Raw genomic sequence first — 19,526 nt, forward strand, 5'->3', positions numbered from 1 at the left:
TTGACAGGTCTGACGCGCGATTTCGCAACGGCTCAGCATACCCAGCGCAGGCAGTAAGATCCAGTGATCGCGCGCGCCTCGCCTTGGGTTGCGCCGGATGCGCAGGTACAATGGCGCGCAGTTTACACTCCCCGCGCCATGGATGGGCGATGCGCATTGTCACCTTCAGCACGCTGTTTCCCAACCCCGCCATGCCCCGGCATGGGCTGTTCGTGGCGCGGCGTCTGGCGCATTTGACCGCCCATCAACCGCTGCAGAGTCGGGTGGTGGCGCCGGTTCCCTGGTTCCCGTCAAAAAATCCCCGTTTTGGCGACTACGCCCGCTTCGCCGCCGCGCCGCGCCAGTCGACCTGGGGAAATCTCACCGCAGAGCATCCCCGTTATGCGCTGATTCCCAAACTGGGCATGTCCAGCGCGCCGCTGACCCTGGCCCTGGGCGCGTTGCCGACCCTGCGCAGGTTGCGCGCGCAAGGGTATGATTTTGACCTTATCGACGCCCACTACGCCTACCCCGACGGCGTGGCGGCGGCGCTGCTGGGGATGTGGCTTGATCGGCCGGTGACGGTGACCGCGCGCGGCAGCGACATCAATCTGATCCCCCAATACGCCATGCCCCGCCGCTGGCTGCGCGGGATGATGGGGCGCGCGGATGGCCTCATCGGCGTGTGTCAGGCGCTCACCGACGCCATGATCGAACTGGGCGCGCCGCCGGACAGGTGCATGACCCTGCGCAATGGGGTGGACCTGGATCTGTTCCGCCCGGCCACGGACCGGGGCGCGTTACGGCGCGAACTGGGGTATGCTGAGCCGACGCTGCTATCGGTGGGGCATCTGATTGAACGCAAAGGCCACGACCGGGTGATCTCCGCACTGGCGGAGCTGCCGGAATGGCGGCTGCGCATTATCGGCGAGGGGCCGCTGCTGGCGGATCTGCAACAGCACGCTCGAGCATGCGGCGTGGGAGATCGGGTGACATTTGACGGCGCCTTGCCGCCGGATCAGTTGGCGCGCCGCTACGCCGCCGCCGATGCGCTGATGCTGGCCTCCTCCCGCGAGGGGTGGGCCAATGTGCTGCTGGAGGCGCTGGCGTGTGGAACGCCGGTGGCGGCGACGCCCATCTGGGGCACGCCGGAGGTGGTGGCGGAGCCCATCGCGGGCGAGCTCAGCGCCGACCGTTCGCCGCCAGCGTTGGCGGCGGCGCTGCGGGCGCTGCATGCGGCGCCGCGTGATCGGGCGGCGGTGCGGCGCTATGCCGAGCGGTTCTCCTGGGACGCCACCAGCCAGGGGCAGTTTGACCTGTTTACGCGCATTCTCGCCACCCGCGAGCAGGCGCGTTCATCCGCGCAGAGAGGGGCGTGATGCGGGTTCTGCACGTATTGGATCACGGCTTGCCGCTGCACAGTGGGTATGCCTTCCGCACCCGCGCCATCGTGCGCGAGCAGCAGCGCGTGGGAATTGAACCCCTGCTGCTGACCGGTCCCAAGCAGAACAGCGGCGCGCAGCTCAGTGAATCCGCCGAAGGGTTGGAATTCTTGCGCACGCCGCCCGAGCGTGCGGTGTGGGCTGGATGGGGACCGCTGGCGCAGTGGGGGGTGGTCACCGCGCTGGAGGCGCGGCTGAATCAACTGATTCCGCAACTGCAGCCCAATGTTCTGCACGCCCACTCGCCCGCCCTGTGTGGATTGGCGGCGCTGCGCGCCGGGAGACGTTTTGGCTTGCCGGTGGTGTATGAAGTCAGAGCGTTATGGGAAGACGCCGCCGTCAGCCACGGGACCAGCGCGTTTGGCTCCTGGCGTTATCGCATCACGCGGGCGCTGGAGTCTTACGTGTTGCGCCGCGCCGATGCGGTAACGTGCATCTGCGAGGGATTGCGCGAGGAGATCGTCGCGCGCGGCGTCCCCGATGCGCAGGTGACGGTGATTCCCAATGGGGTCAATATCGACGACTTCCCGCGTCTGCCTGCGGAGAAACCCGCTGAACTGGCGCGTCAGTGGGGCGTCCAAGGCAAGGTGGTGGCGGCGTTTATCGGCTCGTTTTACGCCTATGAGGGGTTGCCGCTGCTGATTGAGGCCATGGCGCGCCTGCCCGCTGGCGTCGACGATCTGGTTCTGCTGCTGGCGGGGGGCGGGCCGGAGGCGCAGCGGGTGGAGGCGCTGATCAAGGCGCATAACTTGCAAGAGCGTGTTGTTTGGCGTGGACGCGTGCCCCACGATCAGGTCAGCGGGCTGTATCAGTTGAGCGATTTCCTGGTCTATCCGCGCCTGCCTGAGCGCATCACCGAGATGGTGACGCCGCTCAAGCCGCTGGAGGCCATGGCCATGGGACGGCCGGTGCTGGCTTCTGACGTGGGCGGGCACCGGGAATTGATCGCTGCAGAGCGTACCGGCATGCTGTTTCCGGCAGGCGACGCCGACGCGCTGGCCGAGGCGTTGCTGGCCATGCGCAATCAGGTTCGCGAGCCGTCGCGCGCGCAACAGCTGTCAATGATCTTGGACACCGCGCGCGCGTATGTGGAAAACCAACGCAACTGGGCGGCGAGCATCGCGCCGCTGCCCGTACTGTATGACAGCCTGACGCAGCGTGCGCAGGCGGCAAGAGATTGACGATTCGTTATGCGCGACCTGTTTCTGGTCATGTTTGTGGTGGGCATGTTGCCAGCCTGTTTCCTCAGGCCCCAGGTGGGCCTGATCATGTGGGCGTGGATCGGCTATATGAACCCCCACCGACTGACCTGGAGCTACGCCTACGACTTCCGCTTCAACTACATCATCGCCATCGCCACCCTGGCGGGCATTATCCTCAATAAAAGCGTGCGCGTGCGCATTCCCTGGAATGCGGTCACCTTCTTTTGGGTCTTTTTTATCTTCTGGACCTTCGTGACCATGCAGACGGCGTTTCAACCCAATGGCGCGTACTGGGAGTTCATCCGCTTTATCAAGATTCAGCTCATGGTGCTGGTCACCTATGTGGCCATCTCCGAGCGCAAGTGGATTGATCGTCTGATTGCGGTGATCTTCTTCTCGGTGGCGATGTGGGCGGTCAAGGGCGGCATCTTCTCGCTGATGAACGGCGGCGCCTATCGCGTCTACGGCCCGGCCAAGAGCTTCATTGAAGACAACAACGCGCTGGCGCTGGCGCTGATCATGGTGCTGCCCTTGGGGCGCTATCTGCAGATCAACGCCAAGCACTGGTACACCAAAGTGTTTATGCTGGCGATGATGCTCATCTGCGCGCTCACCATCGTCAGCACTTACTCGCGCGGCGGTCTGCTGGGCGGGTTGGCGCTGGTGTTTGTGTTCTGGATGCGCGGCCGTCGTCGCATCCTCACCGCGATGCTGATTGTTCCGGTGCTGTACGGATTGTACAACTTCATGCCGCAGCACTGGCACGACCGCATGCACTCCATCTCCACCTTTACCGATGAGCAGGCCATTGAGCAGGACTACTCAGTGGATGGCCGCATCAACTCGTGGAAATTCGCCGTCAACCTGGCGCTGGATCGCCCCTTTATGGGTGGTGGTTTCGATACCTTTACCTACGCGGCGTTTAAGCTCTACGCTCCCAGCACCTGGGTGCATGACGCCCACAGCATCTATTTTGAGGTGCTGGCCGAACATGGCGTGTTTGGCTTCCTGTTGTTCTTCTTTTTCCACTTTTTCGCCTTCTTGCAGGGCAACTGGGTCATACGTCACACCAAGCAGCATGAGGATTTGACCTGGGCCCACGATCTTGTGGGGATGATCCAGGCCAGTATGGCGGGTTACTATGTGGCCGGCGCGTTCCTGGGGCTGGCCTACTTTGACCTGCCCTACCACTTGATCTCCATTGTGGTGATCATTCGCATCTACGTGCGCAAAGTGCTGCAGGCGCGCGGCGATCTGATTATCGATAATCGGGGCGACCCGCTCACGTATCGAAGGCCAGCAGGGAAAGCATCAATTTTTCAGCCAGATAACAGGAGCCTTGGCGCAACAGCGTAACGCTGTTGTCAGCCTGGTTCCCGCCACGGGGACGGCGAGAGAACATGAGTCAAGCCAAGCAATCGGAGTGGTCCGAGCAGTGGACGCTGTTCCAGGATGAGGAGGCGTTCCTCTTCAATGAGTGGATCCAGCCCTACGCGCTGGAGGATCTGCGCGGCAAGAGCGTGCTGGAGTGCGGCTGCGGCGGCGGACAGCACACCGGCTTTATGGCCCCCTATGCGGCCTCGGTGACGGCGGTGGATCTGAACACCACGCAGATCGCCCGCGAGCGCAATGCGCAGTTCAACAACATCGAGTTCGTTGAGGCCGATATCGCCGCCATGGATCTGGGACGCCAGTTTGACGTGGTGATCAGCATCGGCGTGGTGCATCACACCGACGATCCCGACGCCACCGTGGCCAATCTCAAACGCCATGTGAAGCCCGGTGGGCTGCTGATTCTGTGGGTCTACAGCGCCGAGGGCAACGCCATGGTCAAATATGGCGTGGAGCCGGTGCGCAAGCTGCTGCTGACGCCGCTGAGTCGCCCGGCGTTGATGCGTGTTTCGCAGATCGTTACCGCGCTGATGTATCCGTTCATCTACACCATCTACCTGCTGCCGCTGCGTTTTCTGCCCTTCTATGCGTACTTCGGCAACTTCCGCAAACTGGGCTTTGCGCGCAATGTGCTCAATGTATTCGATAAACTCAACGCGCCGCAGGTGGACTTCATCTCCCGCCCGCGCGCCCAAGGGTGGGTGGCGGATATGGACAAGGCCACGGTGCTGCCCTATATGGGCGTGAGCCACTCCGTCAGCGGCGTGCGGCGCGATGGCTGAGCAACCACACAAACGGGGCGGATGCTGACGTGTGCGGTCTGGCGGGCATACTCAGCGGTGACGGGCCGCCCCAGCGGGCGACCCTGGAGCGCATGGCGCAGCGGCTGGCCCATCGCGGTCCCGATGCGCAAGGGGTGGAGATTGTCGGCCCCATGGGGCTGGCGCACCGGCGTCTGGCGGTGATCGACACCGTGGCCGCCAGCAACCAACCCATGGCCGACGCCACGGGCCGTTACTGGATCGTCTACAACGGCGAGATCTACAACTATCGTGAGATTCGCGCCGAGTTGGAGAGTCTGGGGGTCACGCCTCAAACCGCCAGCGACACCGAGGTGGCGCTGCTGGCCTATCGCCAGTGGGGGCCCGACTGTTTGCAACGCTTTAACGGCATGTTCGCGCTGGCGATTTGGGACAACCAGGAGCGCGAACTGTTTCTGGCCCGCGACCGCTTGGGCAAGAAGCCGCTGTTCTACTATGAGACCGCCGATGGCGGGCTGATCTTCGCTTCAGAACTCAAGGCGCTGCTGGCCGACCCGCGCACCCCGCGGGAGGTCAATCCGGCGGCGGTGAGCCAATTCCTCTCGCTCAACTATCTGCTCACCAGCGCCTGTGCGGTGCGCGGCGCGCGCAAACTGCCCGCCGCCCACGCCATGCTGTTTCGGCCCGGGCGGTCGCCGAAGGTCTGGCGCTACTGGGATCTGGCGGCGCACTTTCACAACAAGCAAAAATTCGCCAACGAAGCCGAAGCGGGGGAGGCGTTCAACGCCCTGCTGGAGGATGCGGTGCGTCAGCGTTTGGTGGCCGACGTGCCGCTGGGGGCGTTCCTCTCCGGCGGCATCGACAGCTCCACCATCGTCGCCGCCATGGCGCGCCTGCGCGACCCCTCCAAGGTGGAGACCTTCTCCATCGGCTTCGCCGAGAAGAGTTACAGCGAACTGGACGCCGCCAGCGAGACCGCCCATACCCTGGGCCTGAGCCATCACACCCGGGTGATCGATTCGGCCTTCGCCGAGCGCTTGCCGGAGCTGGCGTGGTTTTGCGACGAGCCGTTCGCCGACAGTTCGATCTTCCCCATGCTGCTGCTATCGGGTTTCTCGCGGGATTTCGTCACCGTGACGCTCTCCGGCGACGGCGCCGACGAACTGTTCGCCGGTTACACCACCTACACCGCCGACCAGATCCATCGCTGGATCAGCCGCACGCCGCCATTTCTGCTTGGCTGGATCGGCGCGCTGGCCAATCGTCTGGTTCCGGTCACCTACAACAAGGTGGGGTGGGACTATAAGATTCGCCAATTCCTGGCTGGCGCGGCGCTGCCGTTTGAGCGCGCCCACTACAGTTGGCGCACCATCTTCAATGACGCTGAAAAGGCGCAGTTGCTACACCCGGATATCCGCGACGAGGCGCTGCAGACCGACCCGTTTGACGACTTCCAGAGCTTCTTCGACGAGGTCCCGGATCTGCACTATCTGGATCGCGCCATGTACGTGGACATCAAGACCTGGTTGGTGGATGACATTCTGGTCAAAGTGGATCGCACCACCATGGCGCGCGCCCTGGAAGCGCGCGCGCCGTTCCTGGATTACCGGTTGGTAGAGTTCGCTGCGTCTCTGCCGGTGGAGCTGAAGATGAAGGGGCTCAAGCGCAAGCACATCATGCGCGCCTCGCAACGCGGGCGCGTGCCCGATCCGGTGCTGGTCAAGCGCAAGGAAGGGTTCAATGCGCCCATCTCCCACTGGCTGGCCAACACACGCGATCAGTTCTTCGCCGACCTGCAGGCCAATCCACTGGGCGAAGGGTTGTTCGATCAGAATGCGGTGGCGCAACTGTGGCGCGAACATATGGCCATGGGGCGCGACAATGGTTTGCGTCTGCTGGGGCTGACCGCCTTCCACATGTGGCGCGAGGCGGCTTTGGGCCGCTCCGCCGATGCGCCGCCGCCTGCTTTTGGTCCGGCATAGGGGGATCTCCGTATGAAAAACCTGCTGATCCTGCTGGCCAAAATCGGGCTGGCTCTGGGCGGGCTGGCGTTTGGCTACCGATTGTTGGTGGAGCGGGGGGTGGATCAGACCATCGCCCGCGGCGGCGATTTGGCCTTGCTGGCGCTGGCGCTGGCCATCATCCCAGCGCTGATTCTGGCGCTGCGCTTCCAACTGGTGTTGCGCATGTGGGAGTTGCGCATCTCGCTCAAGGATGCGGTGCGCATTCATTTGCAGTCGTTGTTTTACATGTTCTTCATGCCGGTTTCGGTGGGCATGGAGGTGTCGCGTTTCGCCAAAACCCGTCATCTGTTGCCGGAGGGCTCCGGGACGGCGCTGGCCACGGCTCTGGTGTTCGACCGCATTTTGGGCTTGGTCTTCTACATCCTCATCGCCATGGCGCTGTTCCCGTTTGTCACCCTGCAGCGCGAGTTGACGCTGTTTGGGGTGACCCTGGACCTGTCCACCGGCATCGCCTGGGCGGCGCCGGGAGTGGTGGTGGCCATGCTGGTGGTGATATGGGTGGCGTGGCGGCGCGGGTTGTTTGACAAGCTCCGCGAAATGGCGCCGCGGATGGCGCCGGCCCTGCGTGATCATCTGGGTACGCTGGCGTGGGCGACGCTGGCGTCTTTGGCGGGCACGATGGGTTTGATGTGCATGCTCTATCTGGCGGCGCTGGGCTTTGGCGTGCCGGTCACCTTTTTGGATCTGGCGTTTATCTTCACCGGCGGTTCGCTGTTCGCCATCATCCCCATCACCGTGGTGGGGGTGACCGCTGCGGAGATGGGCTCCATGGCGCTCTATCTGCTCATGGGCGTGCCCGAGGCGCAGGCGGCGCTGATGGTGGGCATGGGCTATGCGGTGCGGCTGCTCTACGCTTTGTATGGCGGCGTGGCGGAGCTGGCCCATGGCGGCTGGGGGCTGTTCAAGGCCCATCTGGAAGGACGCAAGGATGTGGAGCCGTGAATGCGGGCTCGGATGGGAAGGTTTTGACCCGTCCGCCCCTTCGCGTTACTCTGTGAAGATGCAAACTGGCGCCCTGGCGGACTGACCGTCTGCGCGCCGATCTGGTAAGGAGCGATACCCATGTCCCGGGATGAACAGGCGCAAACGCCCACCGAGCAACCCCTTCCGTCCCCCGAGCAGCAGGCGCGCATGCGCCGTCGCAAGCTGATCAAGGGGTTGGCGGCCAGCGCGCCGGTGATCATGACCCTGAGCCCCGGCGCGGCGTTGGCGCGTTCGAGCAGCCAGATCTGCATCGCCAACGAGCCCACCAGCATCCCCACGGGCGGCAACTTTGCGGGCAACCGCTGCGTCACCGACAATAACGTCGACGCCAATACCAATACCCAGGATGGCTATAAAACCTGGGACCGCGACAAGTTCACCAACTACGCCAGCAACAGCGCCACGTTGACCGGCGGTTCGGCGCAGACCACCGACGACTGCCTGATCTTCGTCAATGAGGTGGGCACGGTGAACAACACCGAAGCCGAAAGCTATGGCGATGGTCAGGCCAACCACCACATCGTCACCGACTCCTGCTGGGGCTCGTTCAATTAATCACGCCGCTTCGCTGGCGGAGCCCGCAGCGCAGTCGGCGCCATTGGATCCGCAGTCGCTGCGCGGCTTCATTCTGCTGGCGCGCCACGAACGTCTCTGGCGCGCCATCGCCGGACCCTTTCCCGCCAAGCGTTTTGAGGGCGGCTGGATTCTGCACAACCCGCTGACCGCCTTTACCCATTTGCTCAATCCTGCCGCTTTTGACGCCCTGACCGCTCTGGGTAAAGAGGCTCTAAATAGCGATCTGCTGGCTGCGCGTCTGCTGCAGCACGGCGCCGCGCCTGATGCCGATGCCGCCGAGCAGTTGGCCGCGCGCCTGCTGTGGGAGCTGGATACGCTGGGCTTTATCGAACCCGATCCCGCCGCCCATGACGCCTCTGGCTGATCACGCCCCGCGCTTCATCGCGCGCGCGATGCGCGGCCATGGCCTGCGCTTGCGCGTGGGGCCGTTTGCGCTGCACCTGCGCAGCGATGCGCCGGGCCTGGCCGACGCCGTGCGTCTGCTCTACGCCCACCATCCCGCTGAGATCGCGCCGCCGTGGGCCACGGTGGCCGACGTCCACGCCGCCGTGCTGCGCGCGGGTGGGCTGCGGCGCTGGTGGCGGCCCCAGGTGCGCTTCCATCTGGAGGGGCCGAGTCCGTTTCAGCCGTTTCCCGCCGACCACGCCATGCCGCTGCTGGAGTGGGGCATGAACTTCGGCGTCTCCTCCCGCGCCAACCGCTATCTGATGCTCCACGCCGCCGCCGTGGCCGCGCCGGACGACAGCGCGTTGATTCTGCCCGGGCGGCCCGGTTCGGGCAAATCGACCCTGGCCACGGCGCTGGCGTTTCGCGGCTGGCGTCTGCTCTCCGATGAGTTCGGGCTGGTGCGCCCGGAATCCGGCATGATGCATCCGTTTCCGCGTCCCACTGCACTCAAAAATGAGGCCATCGACGCCCTGGCGGCCTGCATTCCCGAGGCGCAGATGGGGCCGCGCTATCTCAAGACCCGCAAGGGGACGGTGTGCCATGTGCAGCCGCCTGCGGCCAGCGTGGCGGCCATGGCGCGTCCGGCGTGGCCGCGCTGGTTGTTGGCGCCGCAGTACGAGGCGGGCGCGCCGGTGCAGTGGCAAGAGTTGGATCCCATGGAGGCGTTTCTGCGCTTGGGTGGCGGCGCGTTCAACTATGAGCTGTTGGGGCGGACAGGATTTGATGCGGTGGCGCGGATCAGCGATGATCTGTTGGGCTGCTGGAGTTTGACCTATGGCGATCTGAATGCGGCGATTGCGGCGATCAATGAACGCTTCGGCGTGAGGTGAGTGTTTAGTCGTTCGCTTTCACGACTGAACATATGGGTGCTGTAAGATATCGAGGGCTGCGCCCTCGAGCTCCCAAGATCAAAAGCCACACCGTGGGCGCCGCCCAAGTTATTGTAGATACGGCTTCGTCTATGGCCGCTGGGGGCGCGGCCCCCAGACCCCGGAAAAACGCGCCAATAAATGTCGCGTTTTTCCACCTGTCGAGAGTAGCGCACACACGAACTTACGAGTCTTTCACAAAACGATGAATACACTTGGAGTAAAACTAACGAGGGTCCAGGGAAATCATTTCCCTGGCGTGTGCAGGGCAGAGCCCTGCCGGGTCCAGGGCGGCGCCCTGGTCGGGGTCTGGGGCGAAGCCCCAGTATCTTAACGCTTCCCAACCAAGCCAGACGAGATGGGCAATACCCATGACAGCATAACAACGCACCCTGTGCTGCGCGCTTTGCGCGATCCGGCGCAGGTTCCGTTGCTCAGCATCGCCCAGCGCGACGACCTCTACCGGACGTTGCGTCTGGAGGGGCTGCTGCCGCACCTGGGCGCGCGTCTGCGCGATCAGCACGCCGAGGCGTGGGGGCAGTTGCCCGAGCGGGAGCGGGATCTGCTCACCGGAGCGATTGCGTTTGCCGATGATCGCGAACGGATGTTGTGGTGGGAGGCCAATCGCATCCGCCGCGCGCTCGCCGACTGCGCCTTCAAGCCGGTGCTGCTCAAGGGCGCGGCCTATGCGCTGGCGGGGTTGCCCAACGCGCGCGGGCGACTGGCGGCGGACGTGGACATTCTGGTGGCCGAGGCGGAGCTGGCGGCGGCGGAGGCGGCGTTTCTGGCCCATGGCTGGGAGCATGTGAAGCTGGATGAGTACGATCAACGCTACTACCGCGAGTGGATGCACGAGTTGCCCCCGCTGCGCCACAAAGGCCGCCTGACCGAGCTGGATGTACACCATACAATTCTGCCGCGCACGGCGCGTCTGAAACCCGATGCGGCGCAACTGCTGGCGCAGGCGGTCCCCCTCAATGATGATCCGGCGTGGCGCGGTTTCACCCGCTTGAGCGATTGCGATCTGGTGCTGCACGCGGCCACCCACCTGTTCCATGACGGCGATATCGAACGCGGCCTGCGCGGGCTGATGGATGTGGATATGCTGCTGCGCCATTTCGACGTCACCGTCGGGGAGCCGTTCTGGCAGGCGCTGCCTCAGCGCGCGGCGCAGATGGATCTGGCCAAGCCGCTCTATTTGGCGCTGCGCTATGGGCGGATTCTGCTGCACACGCCGATTCCCGCAGCGGTGGATATGGCCATGGCGGCGTTCGCCCCGGCGCGCTGGCGGTTGGCGGGGCTGGACGCGCTGATCATTCGCGCGCTGATTCCCGGGTCGCCGGAGGGGGCGGGGGGATTGAATCCGGCGGGCAAACTGCTGCTCTATCTGCGCGGCCACTGGATGCGCATGCCGCCGGGGCTGCTGCTGTCACATCTGACGCGCAAAGGGGCGCGTCGCTGGGGGCCCCATGTGTGGCATCGTCGGACTGTTTGATCGCCACAGCGCCGCGCGGGCGCCGCAGGAGGCGACTCTGCGCGCCATGAACGCCGCCATCGCCCATCGCGGCCCCGACGGCGATGGCGTGCATTGTGAAGCGGGCGCAGGGCTGGGCCATCGCCGCTTGGCCATCATCGACCTGGAGGGCGGCGTACAGCCGCTGTTCAACGATGAGATCGGCGACTTCGCCATCGTCTTTAATGGCGAAATCTATAACCACCGCGAGTTGGCCGCCGAATTGACCGGATTGGGCCATATCTTCCATACCCGCTCCGATACCGAGGCGATTCTGCGCGCCTATATGCAGTGGGGGGCCGACTGCGTGGCCCGTCTGCGTGGCATGTTCGCCTTCGCCATCCACGACCGCCGCGCCGGGCGGCTGCTGCTGGCGCGGGATCGGCTGGGGATGAAGCCGCTCTATTACTCGGCGCTGAACGACGGCTGGCTGCTGTTTGCCTCCGAGATCGGCGCGTTGCTGCGCCATCCGGACGTCAAACGGGAGATCGACCCGGCGGCGCTATCGGACTATCTGGCCTATGGCTATGTGCCGGACCCGCTCTCCATCTATCGCGGCGTGGGCAAACTGCCGCCCGCCTGCTTGCTGGATGTGCAACGCGGTAAGCCGTTGCCGGAACCTGTGCGCTATTGGGATCTGGAGTATGCGCCGCGCCAACTCAGCGACGCCGAGGCCCTCGACGAGCTGCGCGCGCAACTGCGTGATGCGGTGGATTCGCACCTGATCAGCGACGTGCCGGTGGGGGCGTTCCTCTCCGGTGGGGTGGACTCCGCTGCGGTCACCGCACAGATGGCAAGCCTGCTGACGGAGCCGGTGCGCGCCTGCACCATCGGCTTCGACGCCGACGCCTTTGACGAAACCCCGCAAGCGCGTCAGGCGGCGGCGCATCTGGGGGCCGAACACCATCTGCTGATGGCCCAGTCCGACCGCTTCGACCTGCTCGATGCGCTGGCCGAGACCTACGGCGAGCCCTTCGCCGACAGCTCGGCGCTACCGACCTGGTTGGTGTGCCAACTGGCGCGCACTCAGACTAAAGTCGTCCTCTCCGGCGACGGCGGCGACGAGACCCTGGGCGGCTATGCGCGCTATCGCTTTTACCTCAATGAGGAGCGGGTGCGCGCGCGCATCCCGGCGGGGGTGCGGCGGGCGCTGTTCGGGCCGTTGGGGGCGATTTACCCCAAGCTGGATTGGGCGCCGCGCGGCTTACGCGCCAAGAGCACCTTGCAAGCGCTGGCGCGGGATGCGGTGGAGGCGGTGTTCCATGGGGTGAGCGTATTGGATGATGATCAGCGTGCGGCGCTGCTATCAGACGATTTGCAGCGCGCCGTGGCCGAGACGCCGCCGGTGCGCCATCTGCACGCGGCGGCGGCGCGGCGCGATTCGCACGATTCCTTCCTCTCGCGCACATTGTACGGAGATCTGCACACCTTCCTGGCCGGGCGGGTGTTGGTGAAGGTGGATCGCGCCAGCATGGCCCACGGCCTGGAGGTGCGCGCGCCGCTGCTGGACTATCGTTGGGCCGAGTGGAGCGCGCGCCTGCCGGACCCGATGAAAATCCGCCATGGACGCGGCAAATGGTTGTTGCGGGAGGGCGTCGCGCCCCTGTTGCCGCCGGGCTATCTGGAGCAGCCCAAACGCGGCTTTTCCATTCCTCTGGCGCAGTGGCTGCGCGGCCCGCTCAAGGGGCGTCTGCTGGATGCGCTGGCCGCGCCCGCGCTGCGGCAGTCGGGCTGGTTCAATCTGGGGCAACTGGATCGTCTGGCCGCTGAACACCTCACAGGCCGCCGCGACCACGGCGCGGCGCTGTGGAGCCTGCTGCAACTGGAGGCGTTCCTGCGCCGCGTGCATCAGGGGTTTGACGCGGCCTCTTCCTGAGCGACCTCCTCCGGGTCCATCATCTTGTCGTCATAGCGAATGTAGTGACCGGTTTTTTTCTTCGAAGCGGCCTTGGCTTCGTACATCAGCGAGTCTGCTTGGCGCACAAAGCTGTCCACATCGGTGAACTGCTGAGGACCGATCTGGGCGATGCCGATGCTGAAAGTCACCTTTTTTGTATCTTGCTGATCAAATGCGTTGGCCATGCGTTGGCAGATTTTCACGGCGGTAGCCAGCTCCGTCTCGGGTAGTACGATGCAGAACTCATCGCCGCCGTAACGGAATGCTGTATCAAACGAGCGGATGGCGTTGGCTGCGTTGTGCCCCACCAGCGCCAACAGGTTATCCCCGGCGCTGTGGCCCTGGGAGTCGTTGAGCTTCTTAAAGCCGTTGAGGTCGAAGTAGACCAGACAGACCGGATGGCGATTCTGCTCAGCGCGGGCGATCTCCCGTCGCAGCACCGAGAAGAAGGTGCGTTGGTTGAGCAATTGGGTGAGCTCGTCGGTGGAGGAGAGCTTCTCCAACTGTTGGGTGCGTTCGGCCACCACCCCTTCCAAGCTCTCGGCGTATCGCTCCACTTGACTCTTGGCGGCGTCCACCTCGGAGATCAAGCTACTGATATAGGTGTCGAACACCAGTTGAATATCAAAAAGAAGCAGGCGATGTAGGGCGAGCCGCAGGTCGTTGCATTGCGCGCACACCTCTTCACTCGTATTACTGAGCCCTCCACGAAGCTCCTGATCGAGGATCTCTTGGAGTATGCCCACTGCGGAAATATAGAGCTTGGGCTCAACGCCGATGCGCTTGTGCACCTTGCCGATGCGCAGACGCTTATCCACATACTCACGATCGTAGTAGCCGCCAAATAGCTCCATGATGTAGTTCTTCATGGATTGGTGTAGGCGGCGGAAGGTCTCCCGGTCTCCGATAAGCAACTCTACTTCGGGAATTTGCTGCTGCTGGTAGTAAAAGCGGGCGACGATATCCTCCAACTTTTTTGCCACCATCTCTTTATAGGACTTCAGCACTGCGGCGTCGCTGTCGGTGAAGTGCAACAGCCTTTTGCGTTCCTCGATTTCGCGGTCGGTTATTTTCATCTGTTCAGAGAGGTTGCGCTGGGTAAGCGGCAGCGCTGTCATCATTTTTAGATGGCCTACTGTGTGGGGCAGAGAGGAGTTGTCTGTAGGTCTCATGGCGTGCGCGTTTTCCAGAAAAAAGTACAATATTTTGATTTGTAGAGGATAAGTGAAGAAGGAGTGGAATGAAAGAGAAAAATCTGTTGCTACACACAACAAAACTGGGTGTTTTTTGCATCCGCCTATGCCGTAATGAGCGGGCGCTCGCTTAATAACGCATAGTGGGAGGCAGCGGCGTTTGGGGCGCCGCTGCCTCTGAGTATTGATTACATCAAGTGGAACGACACGGTGACCCCGGCCATGATGATGGCCACGGTGCTCATGAGTTTGATGAGGATGTTCAGGCTCGGCCCGGAGGTGTCCTTGAACGGATCGCCCACGGTGTCGCCGATCACCGAGGCGCGGTGGGCCAGGGAGTTTTTGCCGCCGTGGCGACCGGATTCGATGTACTTCTTGGCGTTGTCCCACGCGCCGCCGGAGTTGGAGAGGAAAATCGCCAGCACGAACCCGGCGGAGAGACCGCCGGTGAGCAGACCCACCACCCCGGCCACCCCCAGCAGCGCGCCGGTGAGCACCGGGGTCAGCACCGCCAGAATCGATGGGAACAGCATTTCACGCTGGGCGCCGACAGTGGAGATGGCCACGCAGCGGGCGTAATCGGGCTCCGCCTTGCCCTCCAGGATGCCAGGGGTTTCACGGAACTGGCGGCGCACCTCCTCCACCATCATGCCCGCTGCGCGGCCCACCGCCATGATGGTTAGGCCGCTGAACACAAACGCCATCATCGAGCCGACGAACATCGCCGCCAGCACCTTGGGGTTGAGCAGGGTGATGTTGAAGTAGATCATGAAGTCGGCCAGCTGGGCTTGCGCGGTGGCCACCATCTGCCCGCCGGGCAGGGCCAGTTGGTCGATGCCGTTCTTCAGTAGCTCGAAGCGCACCACCTCCAGGTAGGAGGCGGTGAGCGCCAGCGCGGTGAGCGCCGCCGAGCCGATGGCGAAGCCCTTGCCGGTGGCGGCGGTGGTGTTGCCCAGGCTGTCCAGGGCGTCGGTGCGGTTGCGCACCTCGGGGCCCAGGCCCGCCATTTCAGCGTTGCCGCCGGCGTTATCGGCGATGGGGCCGTAGGCGTCGCTGGCCAGGGTCACCCCCAGGGTGGAGAGCATCCCCACCGCGGCGATGGCCACGCCGTAGAGCCCTTGGGTCATGTTGGCGAAGTCGAGGCCCGAGGCCAGGAAGAAGGCCAGCAGCGTGCCCGCGCCCACCACCAGCACCGGGATGGCGGTGGAGAGCATGCCCACGCCCACCCCGGCGATGATCACCGTGGCCGGGCCGCCTTCGGCCTGGGCGGCGATGTGCTGGGTGGGTTTGAAGGTGGTGGCGGTGGAGTATTCGGTGGCGCGCCCGACGATGATGCCGGTGACCAGACCGGTGACCACCGCGCCCCACACGCCCATGGCGTTGGGCATATCCAGCAGCCACAGCAGCAGGCCCGACGCCAGCACGATGAAGATGGCGCTGATGTGGATGCCGCGTCCCAACGCCGCCAGCAGCATGTGTTGGTCGGCGCCCTCTTCGGTCTTGACCGCGAACACGCCGATGATGGAGAGCATGATGCCGATCCCAGCGATGGCCATGGGCGCGACAATGGCTTTGAGCTGGGCGTCGGGGGTGGCGACGAACGCCGCCGCGCCCAACGCGCAGGCGGCCAGAATCGAGCCGCAGTAGGATTCGAACAGGTCTGCGCCCATGCCCGCCACATCGCCGACATTGTCGCCGACGTTATCGGCAATCACCGCCGGGTTGCGCGGGTCGTCCTCAGGAATCCCGGCCTCCACCTTGCCCACCAGGTCGGCGCCGACGTCGGCGGCCTTGGTGTAGATGCCGCCGCCCACCCGTGAGAACAGCGCCTGCAGCGACGCGCCCATGCCGAAGGTGAGGATGGTGGTGGTGATCAGCACCATGCGTCCGCCTGCGTCGGCGCTGGCGGGCATCAGCAGATCGGCCAGCACGAACCACGCCGCCACGTTGCCCAGTCCCAGCCCCACCACCACCAGACCCATCACCGCGCCGGAGCGGAATGAGACTTGGAGAGCCGCAGGCAGTGACTGCCGCGCCGCCGCCGCAGTGCGCGAGGCCGCCGCGGTGGCGGTGCGCATGCCGAAGTATCCGGCCAGGGCCGAGAAGAAGCCGCCGCACAGGAAGGTGTAGGGCAGCCAATGGGTCTGCAGATTCATGCCGTAGGCGAGCCACGCAAACAGCCCCGCCAACACCACAAACACCAGCAGCATCACTTTGTATTGTTGGCGCAGATAGGCCATGGCGCCGTCGCGCACGTGGCCGGCGATTTTGCGCATAAGCTCGTCGCCTTCGTCCCAGGCGAGCATTTCGCCGTAGAATTTCCAGGCAAAGAACAGGGCCATGACGGCGCCGAGGGGGGCCAGCCAGAAGATGGGCTCAGACATGATGGGGACTCGTCAAAAGGGTGAGGCGGGCGCGGCCCGTCGGGCAATCAAGCGTCTTGCAGTCAAACGTCGGGTAATCAATAGGTGACGATCTGCTGGGCGGAGCGCCACCAACTGTAGTGATCGCGCTCCAGGGTCTCCTGGTCGGGCAGCGGATAGTAGGCCTGCTCGATCTGGTCGCCCACGTAGAAGCCGCCGCGCACCATGCGCATGTAGGTGCGGTCGCGCCGTTTGAGCACCATCTTGCCCACTTTGTCCGGGTGGTCGCGCAGCTCCATCAGGATATCGCGCAGGTGCTCGCCGGCCGGGTAGGGCAGGTCGTGGGCCGAGCCCAGCTCCGGGTCGGTGGCCAGGCCATGCAGTTGGAACTCGCAGAAGAACAGGCGCGGCACCGAGACCGGATTGGCCGGGTCGGTCATCGCTTTGCAGAACTCAATGGGGGCCATGGGGCTGGCCACCAGCGGATCCACCGGCGCGAACTCCTGATACAGGCGCAGTTGCGACGGCTCCGGCTCCGGGTGCAGGGTGCGCGTCAAGGTGAGCGTCTTGCCGTCGTGGGTGGTCAGGTGCAGATCGCCCAGCGCCTCCACCGGCACTTTGGCCAGCACATCGTGGATGCCCAGGTAGATGGTTTTGGTGGGCGAGCCGTCCTGCTTGGCCACGCAGCGTTTGGTGATCTCCGAGAAGTCAAACGCATCGGAGCGGAAGGTGGGGTCGACGTCAAAGAAGATCGCCTCGCCCATGACGTGGACCTTGGCGCCGGTGGCATAGTACCGCCCGAACTCTTCCGGCGGCAGCATGGAGGCGATCAGCGCTTCCGGGATGATGGAGAGATAGAGATAGGGACAGTCGTTCATGCGCGGCGACTCTTTGGCTGACGGATCAAGACGATGCACATGCGCATCGCATCACCATTGTCCGCCTTTTGCCTGACGTCTGAAAGAACCCTGCGGTGACGTGACTGTAAAAATCTGGTGACAGTGAAGTCATGAATGATGGGCGGCGTCCAATTTGGACGCTGTGACCGGAGAATGCATCAGAAGGGTGTTGGTGCTTTTGGGCGAGGAAGCTGGAAGATATTGAGGGCTGCGCCCTCAAACTCCCCAAAAGTCAAAAGCCACACCGTGGGCGCCGCCCACACCCGCTGGGGCCGCAGGCCCCAGACCCCGCCGCCGACCAGTCGGCGGCCAGCCTACTCAACGCAAGCTCGCGCTGTGTCACGCAAACACTTTTGCTTGGACGCAATCGCGCAGTTCACGGCCCATCAGATTGTCGACGGTTTCGTTGCCGCGGTTTACTCCGCCACGCCATTGCGCAGTCGTTGCAGCTCCGGCAGCAGATCCCGCGCCGCCAGCCCCGCCGCGCCGCGCTTCTCCGCCACCAGATCCGCCGCGCGGCCATGCCAGTAGACCCCCGCGCGCAGCGCCTGCTCGGCGCTCCAGCCCTGACTGAGCAGTCCGGCGACGATGCCCGTGAGCAGATCCCCCGAGCCCCCCGCCGCCAATCCGTGGTTGCCGGTGGAGTTGATCCACACGCGGCCATCGGGGGCGGCGATCACCGACCCGGCCCCCTTGAGCAGCAGCCACACCCCCCAACGCTGCGCCGTCTCCCGCGCCAACGGCAGCCGCGCCGCCTGCACGCTGGCCACCTCTTTATTGATCAGGCGCGCCATCTCTCCCGGGTGCGGGGTGAGAATCAGCGGCGCGCGGCGCTGCTCCAACACCTGCGCCAGCGCGATGGGCTCCCGCGCCAATGCGTTGAGAGCGTCGGCGTCGGCCACCGTGGGGATGTCGTAACGCGCCAGCAACCCCAACACCGCCGCCGCCGTCGCTTCGCCCTGGCCCAACCCCGGACCCATGGCCAGCCCCGCCGGTTTGATGCCCGACGCGGCAATCGCCTCCCACGGCGCGGCGCCGATTTCGCCTGATTCGGATTCCGGCAGATTGAGGGTCATCGCTTCGGGGCAGAACTGCGCCGCTTCAGGCCGCACGCCGCGCGGCGCAGCGATGCTCAACAGGCCCGGTCCCATGCGTTGCGCCCCCAAAGCGGTGAGGGCCGGGGCCCCTGCCTTGCCGGGGGAGCCGCCCACAATCAGCAGATGGCCGAAGCTGCCCTTGTGGCCCGCCTGTAGACGCGCTGGTGGGTTCAGATCCGCCAGCGTATTCTCCGCCACGGTGTGTTCGGCAATGGTGAGGAGATCATCCGGGATGCCGATGGGCGCGCAGGTGGTCTCGCCGCACAGCGCCGCGCCCGGATGGGCGACGTGGCCGATCTTTTTCGCCGCAAACGTCACCGTCCAGCGCGCGGGCAGCGCGGTTCCCAGAATCGAGCCGTCATCGGCGCTCACCCCGGAGGGGATATCCACCGCCAGCACCGGCTTGCCGGAGGCGATCACCTGCTCAAAGGCGCTGGCGATGATCCCGCTCACCGGACGTTGCAGCCCGGTGCCGAACACCGCATCCACCACCGCCGTGGCGTGGCTCAGAGCGCCGCGCCCGGCCTCGATATCCGCTGCATCGGCGATGGTGCGCACTGTTCCGCCGAGATTGACAAACACTTGGGCGTGCAGCGCCGCATCGCCGCGCAGGTGATCCAGTTCGCCGAACAGCCACAGCGTGACGCCCGCCCCCGCCTGCATCAGGCGACGGGCGATGACGAAGCCGTCGCCGCCATTGTTGCCGCGTCCGGCCAAAATCAACACGCGCCCACGTCCCGTGGCCAGTTCAGGCAGGCGCGCCAGGAGGATTTCAACGCAGGCGGCCCCGGCGTTCTCCATCAGCACCGCGCCGGGCAGGCCGATCCGCTCGATGGTCTTGCGGTCGGCGGCGCTCATCTGTGCGGCGGTCAATAGCGGCGGCATGGT

The 19,526-nt window shown here is 64.6% G+C and carries 15 protein-coding genes; 11 read left to right on the forward strand and 4 right to left on the reverse strand.

Going from position 1 to position 19,526, the window contains the following annotated elements; genetic code table 11:
- The first annotated feature begins 149 nt into the window (after window positions 1-149).
- From MAIT1_RS03025 to MAIT1_RS03075, 11 genes are all read left to right on the forward strand, one after another.
- A complete protein-coding gene (locus MAIT1_RS03025; protein WP_085440624.1) occupies window positions 150-1,358 on the forward strand; it encodes a glycosyltransferase in 1,209 nt (402 codons plus the stop codon).
- A complete protein-coding gene (locus tag MAIT1_RS03030) occupies window positions 1,358-2,602 on the forward strand; it encodes a TIGR04063 family PEP-CTERM/XrtA system glycosyltransferase (protein ID WP_085440625.1) in 1,245 nt (414 codons plus the stop codon). The genes MAIT1_RS03025 and MAIT1_RS03030 overlap by 1 nt, the downstream gene beginning before the upstream one ends.
- A 9-nt stretch (window positions 2,603-2,611) precedes the next feature.
- The gene (locus MAIT1_RS03035; RefSeq protein ID WP_085440627.1) at window positions 2,612-3,979 is read left to right on the forward strand and encodes a putative O-glycosylation ligase, exosortase A system-associated; all 1,368 of its coding nucleotides are present in this window, start codon (window positions 2,612-2,614) and stop codon (window positions 3,977-3,979) included.
- Window positions 3,980-4,023: 44 nt separating this feature from the next.
- Window positions 4,024-4,797 (forward strand): class I SAM-dependent methyltransferase, encoded by a 774-nt coding sequence (locus MAIT1_RS03040; RefSeq protein WP_085440629.1) that lies wholly within the window; start codon window positions 4,024-4,026, stop codon window positions 4,795-4,797.
- A 29-nt stretch (window positions 4,798-4,826) separates the two neighbouring features.
- Window positions 4,827-6,758, forward strand: coding sequence for an asparagine synthase (glutamine-hydrolyzing) (asnB, locus tag MAIT1_RS03045; protein WP_085440630.1), 1,932 nt, complete (start codon window positions 4,827-4,829; stop codon window positions 6,756-6,758).
- A gap of 12 nt (window positions 6,759-6,770) precedes the next feature.
- Entirely contained in the window at window positions 6,771-7,742 is a 972-nt protein-coding gene (locus MAIT1_RS03050; protein ID WP_085440632.1) for a lysylphosphatidylglycerol synthase transmembrane domain-containing protein, read from the forward strand.
- A 120-nt stretch (window positions 7,743-7,862) separates the two neighbouring features.
- On the forward strand, window positions 7,863-8,339 hold the full coding sequence (locus tag MAIT1_RS03055; protein ID WP_085440634.1) for a hypothetical protein: 477 nt from the start codon (window positions 7,863-7,865) through the stop codon (window positions 8,337-8,339).
- A 43-nt stretch (window positions 8,340-8,382) separates the two neighbouring features.
- Window positions 8,383-8,724 carry an HPr-rel-A system PqqD family peptide chaperone gene (locus MAIT1_RS03060; RefSeq protein ID WP_085440635.1) on the forward strand — a complete coding sequence of 114 codons (342 nt, stop codon included), beginning with the start codon at window positions 8,383-8,385 and terminating at the stop codon, window positions 8,722-8,724.
- Window positions 8,708-9,637, forward strand: a complete 930-nt coding sequence (locus MAIT1_RS03065) for an HprK-related kinase A (RefSeq protein ID WP_198947782.1) — start codon at window positions 8,708-8,710, stop codon at window positions 9,635-9,637. The genes MAIT1_RS03060 and MAIT1_RS03065 overlap by 17 nt, the downstream gene beginning before the upstream one ends.
- Before the next feature lie 397 nt (window positions 9,638-10,034).
- Complete coding sequence (locus MAIT1_RS03070) at window positions 10,035-11,171, forward strand: nucleotidyltransferase domain-containing protein (protein ID WP_085440637.1); 1,137 nt, start codon at window positions 10,035-10,037, stop codon at window positions 11,169-11,171.
- The gene (locus MAIT1_RS03075; RefSeq protein ID WP_085440639.1) at window positions 11,146-13,065 is read left to right on the forward strand and encodes an XrtA/PEP-CTERM system amidotransferase; all 1,920 of its coding nucleotides are present in this window, start codon (window positions 11,146-11,148) and stop codon (window positions 13,063-13,065) included. The genes MAIT1_RS03070 and MAIT1_RS03075 overlap by 26 nt, the downstream gene beginning before the upstream one ends.
- Here MAIT1_RS03075 and MAIT1_RS03080 read toward each other — a convergent pair.
- From MAIT1_RS03080 to MAIT1_RS03095, 4 genes are all read right to left on the reverse strand, one after another.
- Window positions 13,038-14,207 carry a GGDEF domain-containing protein gene (locus MAIT1_RS03080; protein WP_158089275.1) on the reverse strand — a complete coding sequence of 390 codons (1,170 nt, stop codon included), beginning with the start codon at window positions 14,205-14,207 and terminating at the stop codon, window positions 13,038-13,040. The genes MAIT1_RS03075 and MAIT1_RS03080 overlap by 28 nt on opposite strands.
- A gap of 260 nt (window positions 14,208-14,467) precedes the next feature.
- Entirely contained in the window at window positions 14,468-16,663 is a 2,196-nt protein-coding gene (locus tag MAIT1_RS03085) for a sodium-translocating pyrophosphatase (RefSeq protein ID WP_085440643.1), read from the reverse strand.
- Between the two features lie 77 nt (window positions 16,664-16,740).
- Window positions 16,741-17,520 (reverse strand): hypothetical protein, encoded by a 780-nt coding sequence (locus MAIT1_RS03090; RefSeq protein ID WP_085440645.1) that lies wholly within the window; start codon window positions 17,518-17,520, stop codon window positions 16,741-16,743.
- 437 nt (window positions 17,521-17,957) lie between these two features.
- Window positions 17,958-19,523, reverse strand: coding sequence for an NAD(P)H-hydrate dehydratase (locus MAIT1_RS03095; protein ID WP_085440647.1), 1,566 nt, complete (start codon window positions 19,521-19,523; stop codon window positions 17,958-17,960).
- Window positions 19,524-19,526 lie beyond the last annotated feature (3 nt).

The organism is Magnetofaba australis IT-1 (assembly GCF_002109495.1).
Classification (GTDB): domain Bacteria; phylum Pseudomonadota; class Magnetococcia; order Magnetococcales; family Magnetococcaceae; genus Magnetofaba; species Magnetofaba australis.

Bases quoted from the DNA above. Each gene is read 5' to 3' on its own strand.
- MAIT1_RS03085 (WP_085440643.1), bottom strand. From the start codon at position 16,663: ATGTCTGAGCCCATCTTCTGGCTGGCCCCCCTCGGCGCCGTCATGGCC.
- MAIT1_RS03070 (WP_085440637.1), top strand. From the start codon at position 10,035: ATGGGCAATACCCATGACAGCATAACAACGCACCCTGTGCTGCGCGCT.
- MAIT1_RS03080 (WP_158089275.1), bottom strand. From the start codon at position 14,207: ATGATGACAGCGCTGCCGCTTACCCAGCGCAACCTCTCTGAACAGATG.
- MAIT1_RS03035 (WP_085440627.1), top strand. From the start codon at position 2,612: ATGCGCGACCTGTTTCTGGTCATGTTTGTGGTGGGCATGTTGCCAGCC.
- MAIT1_RS03025 (WP_085440624.1), top strand. From the start codon at position 150: ATGCGCATTGTCACCTTCAGCACGCTGTTTCCCAACCCCGCCATGCCC.
- MAIT1_RS03090 (WP_085440645.1), bottom strand. From the start codon at position 17,520: ATGAACGACTGTCCCTATCTCTATCTCTCCATCATCCCGGAAGCGCTG.
- MAIT1_RS03050 (WP_085440632.1), top strand. From the start codon at position 6,771: ATGAAAAACCTGCTGATCCTGCTGGCCAAAATCGGGCTGGCTCTGGGC.
- MAIT1_RS03065 (WP_198947782.1), top strand. From the start codon at position 8,708: ATGACGCCTCTGGCTGATCACGCCCCGCGCTTCATCGCGCGCGCGATG.
- MAIT1_RS03055 (WP_085440634.1), top strand. From the start codon at position 7,863: ATGTCCCGGGATGAACAGGCGCAAACGCCCACCGAGCAACCCCTTCCG.
- MAIT1_RS03030 (WP_085440625.1), top strand. From the start codon at position 1,358: ATGCGGGTTCTGCACGTATTGGATCACGGCTTGCCGCTGCACAGTGGG.
- MAIT1_RS03040 (WP_085440629.1), top strand. From the start codon at position 4,024: ATGAGTCAAGCCAAGCAATCGGAGTGGTCCGAGCAGTGGACGCTGTTC.
- MAIT1_RS03075 (WP_085440639.1), top strand. From the start codon at position 11,146: ATGTGTGGCATCGTCGGACTGTTTGATCGCCACAGCGCCGCGCGGGCG.
- MAIT1_RS03095 (WP_085440647.1), bottom strand. From the start codon at position 19,523: ATGCCGCCGCTATTGACCGCCGCACAGATGAGCGCCGCCGACCGCAAG.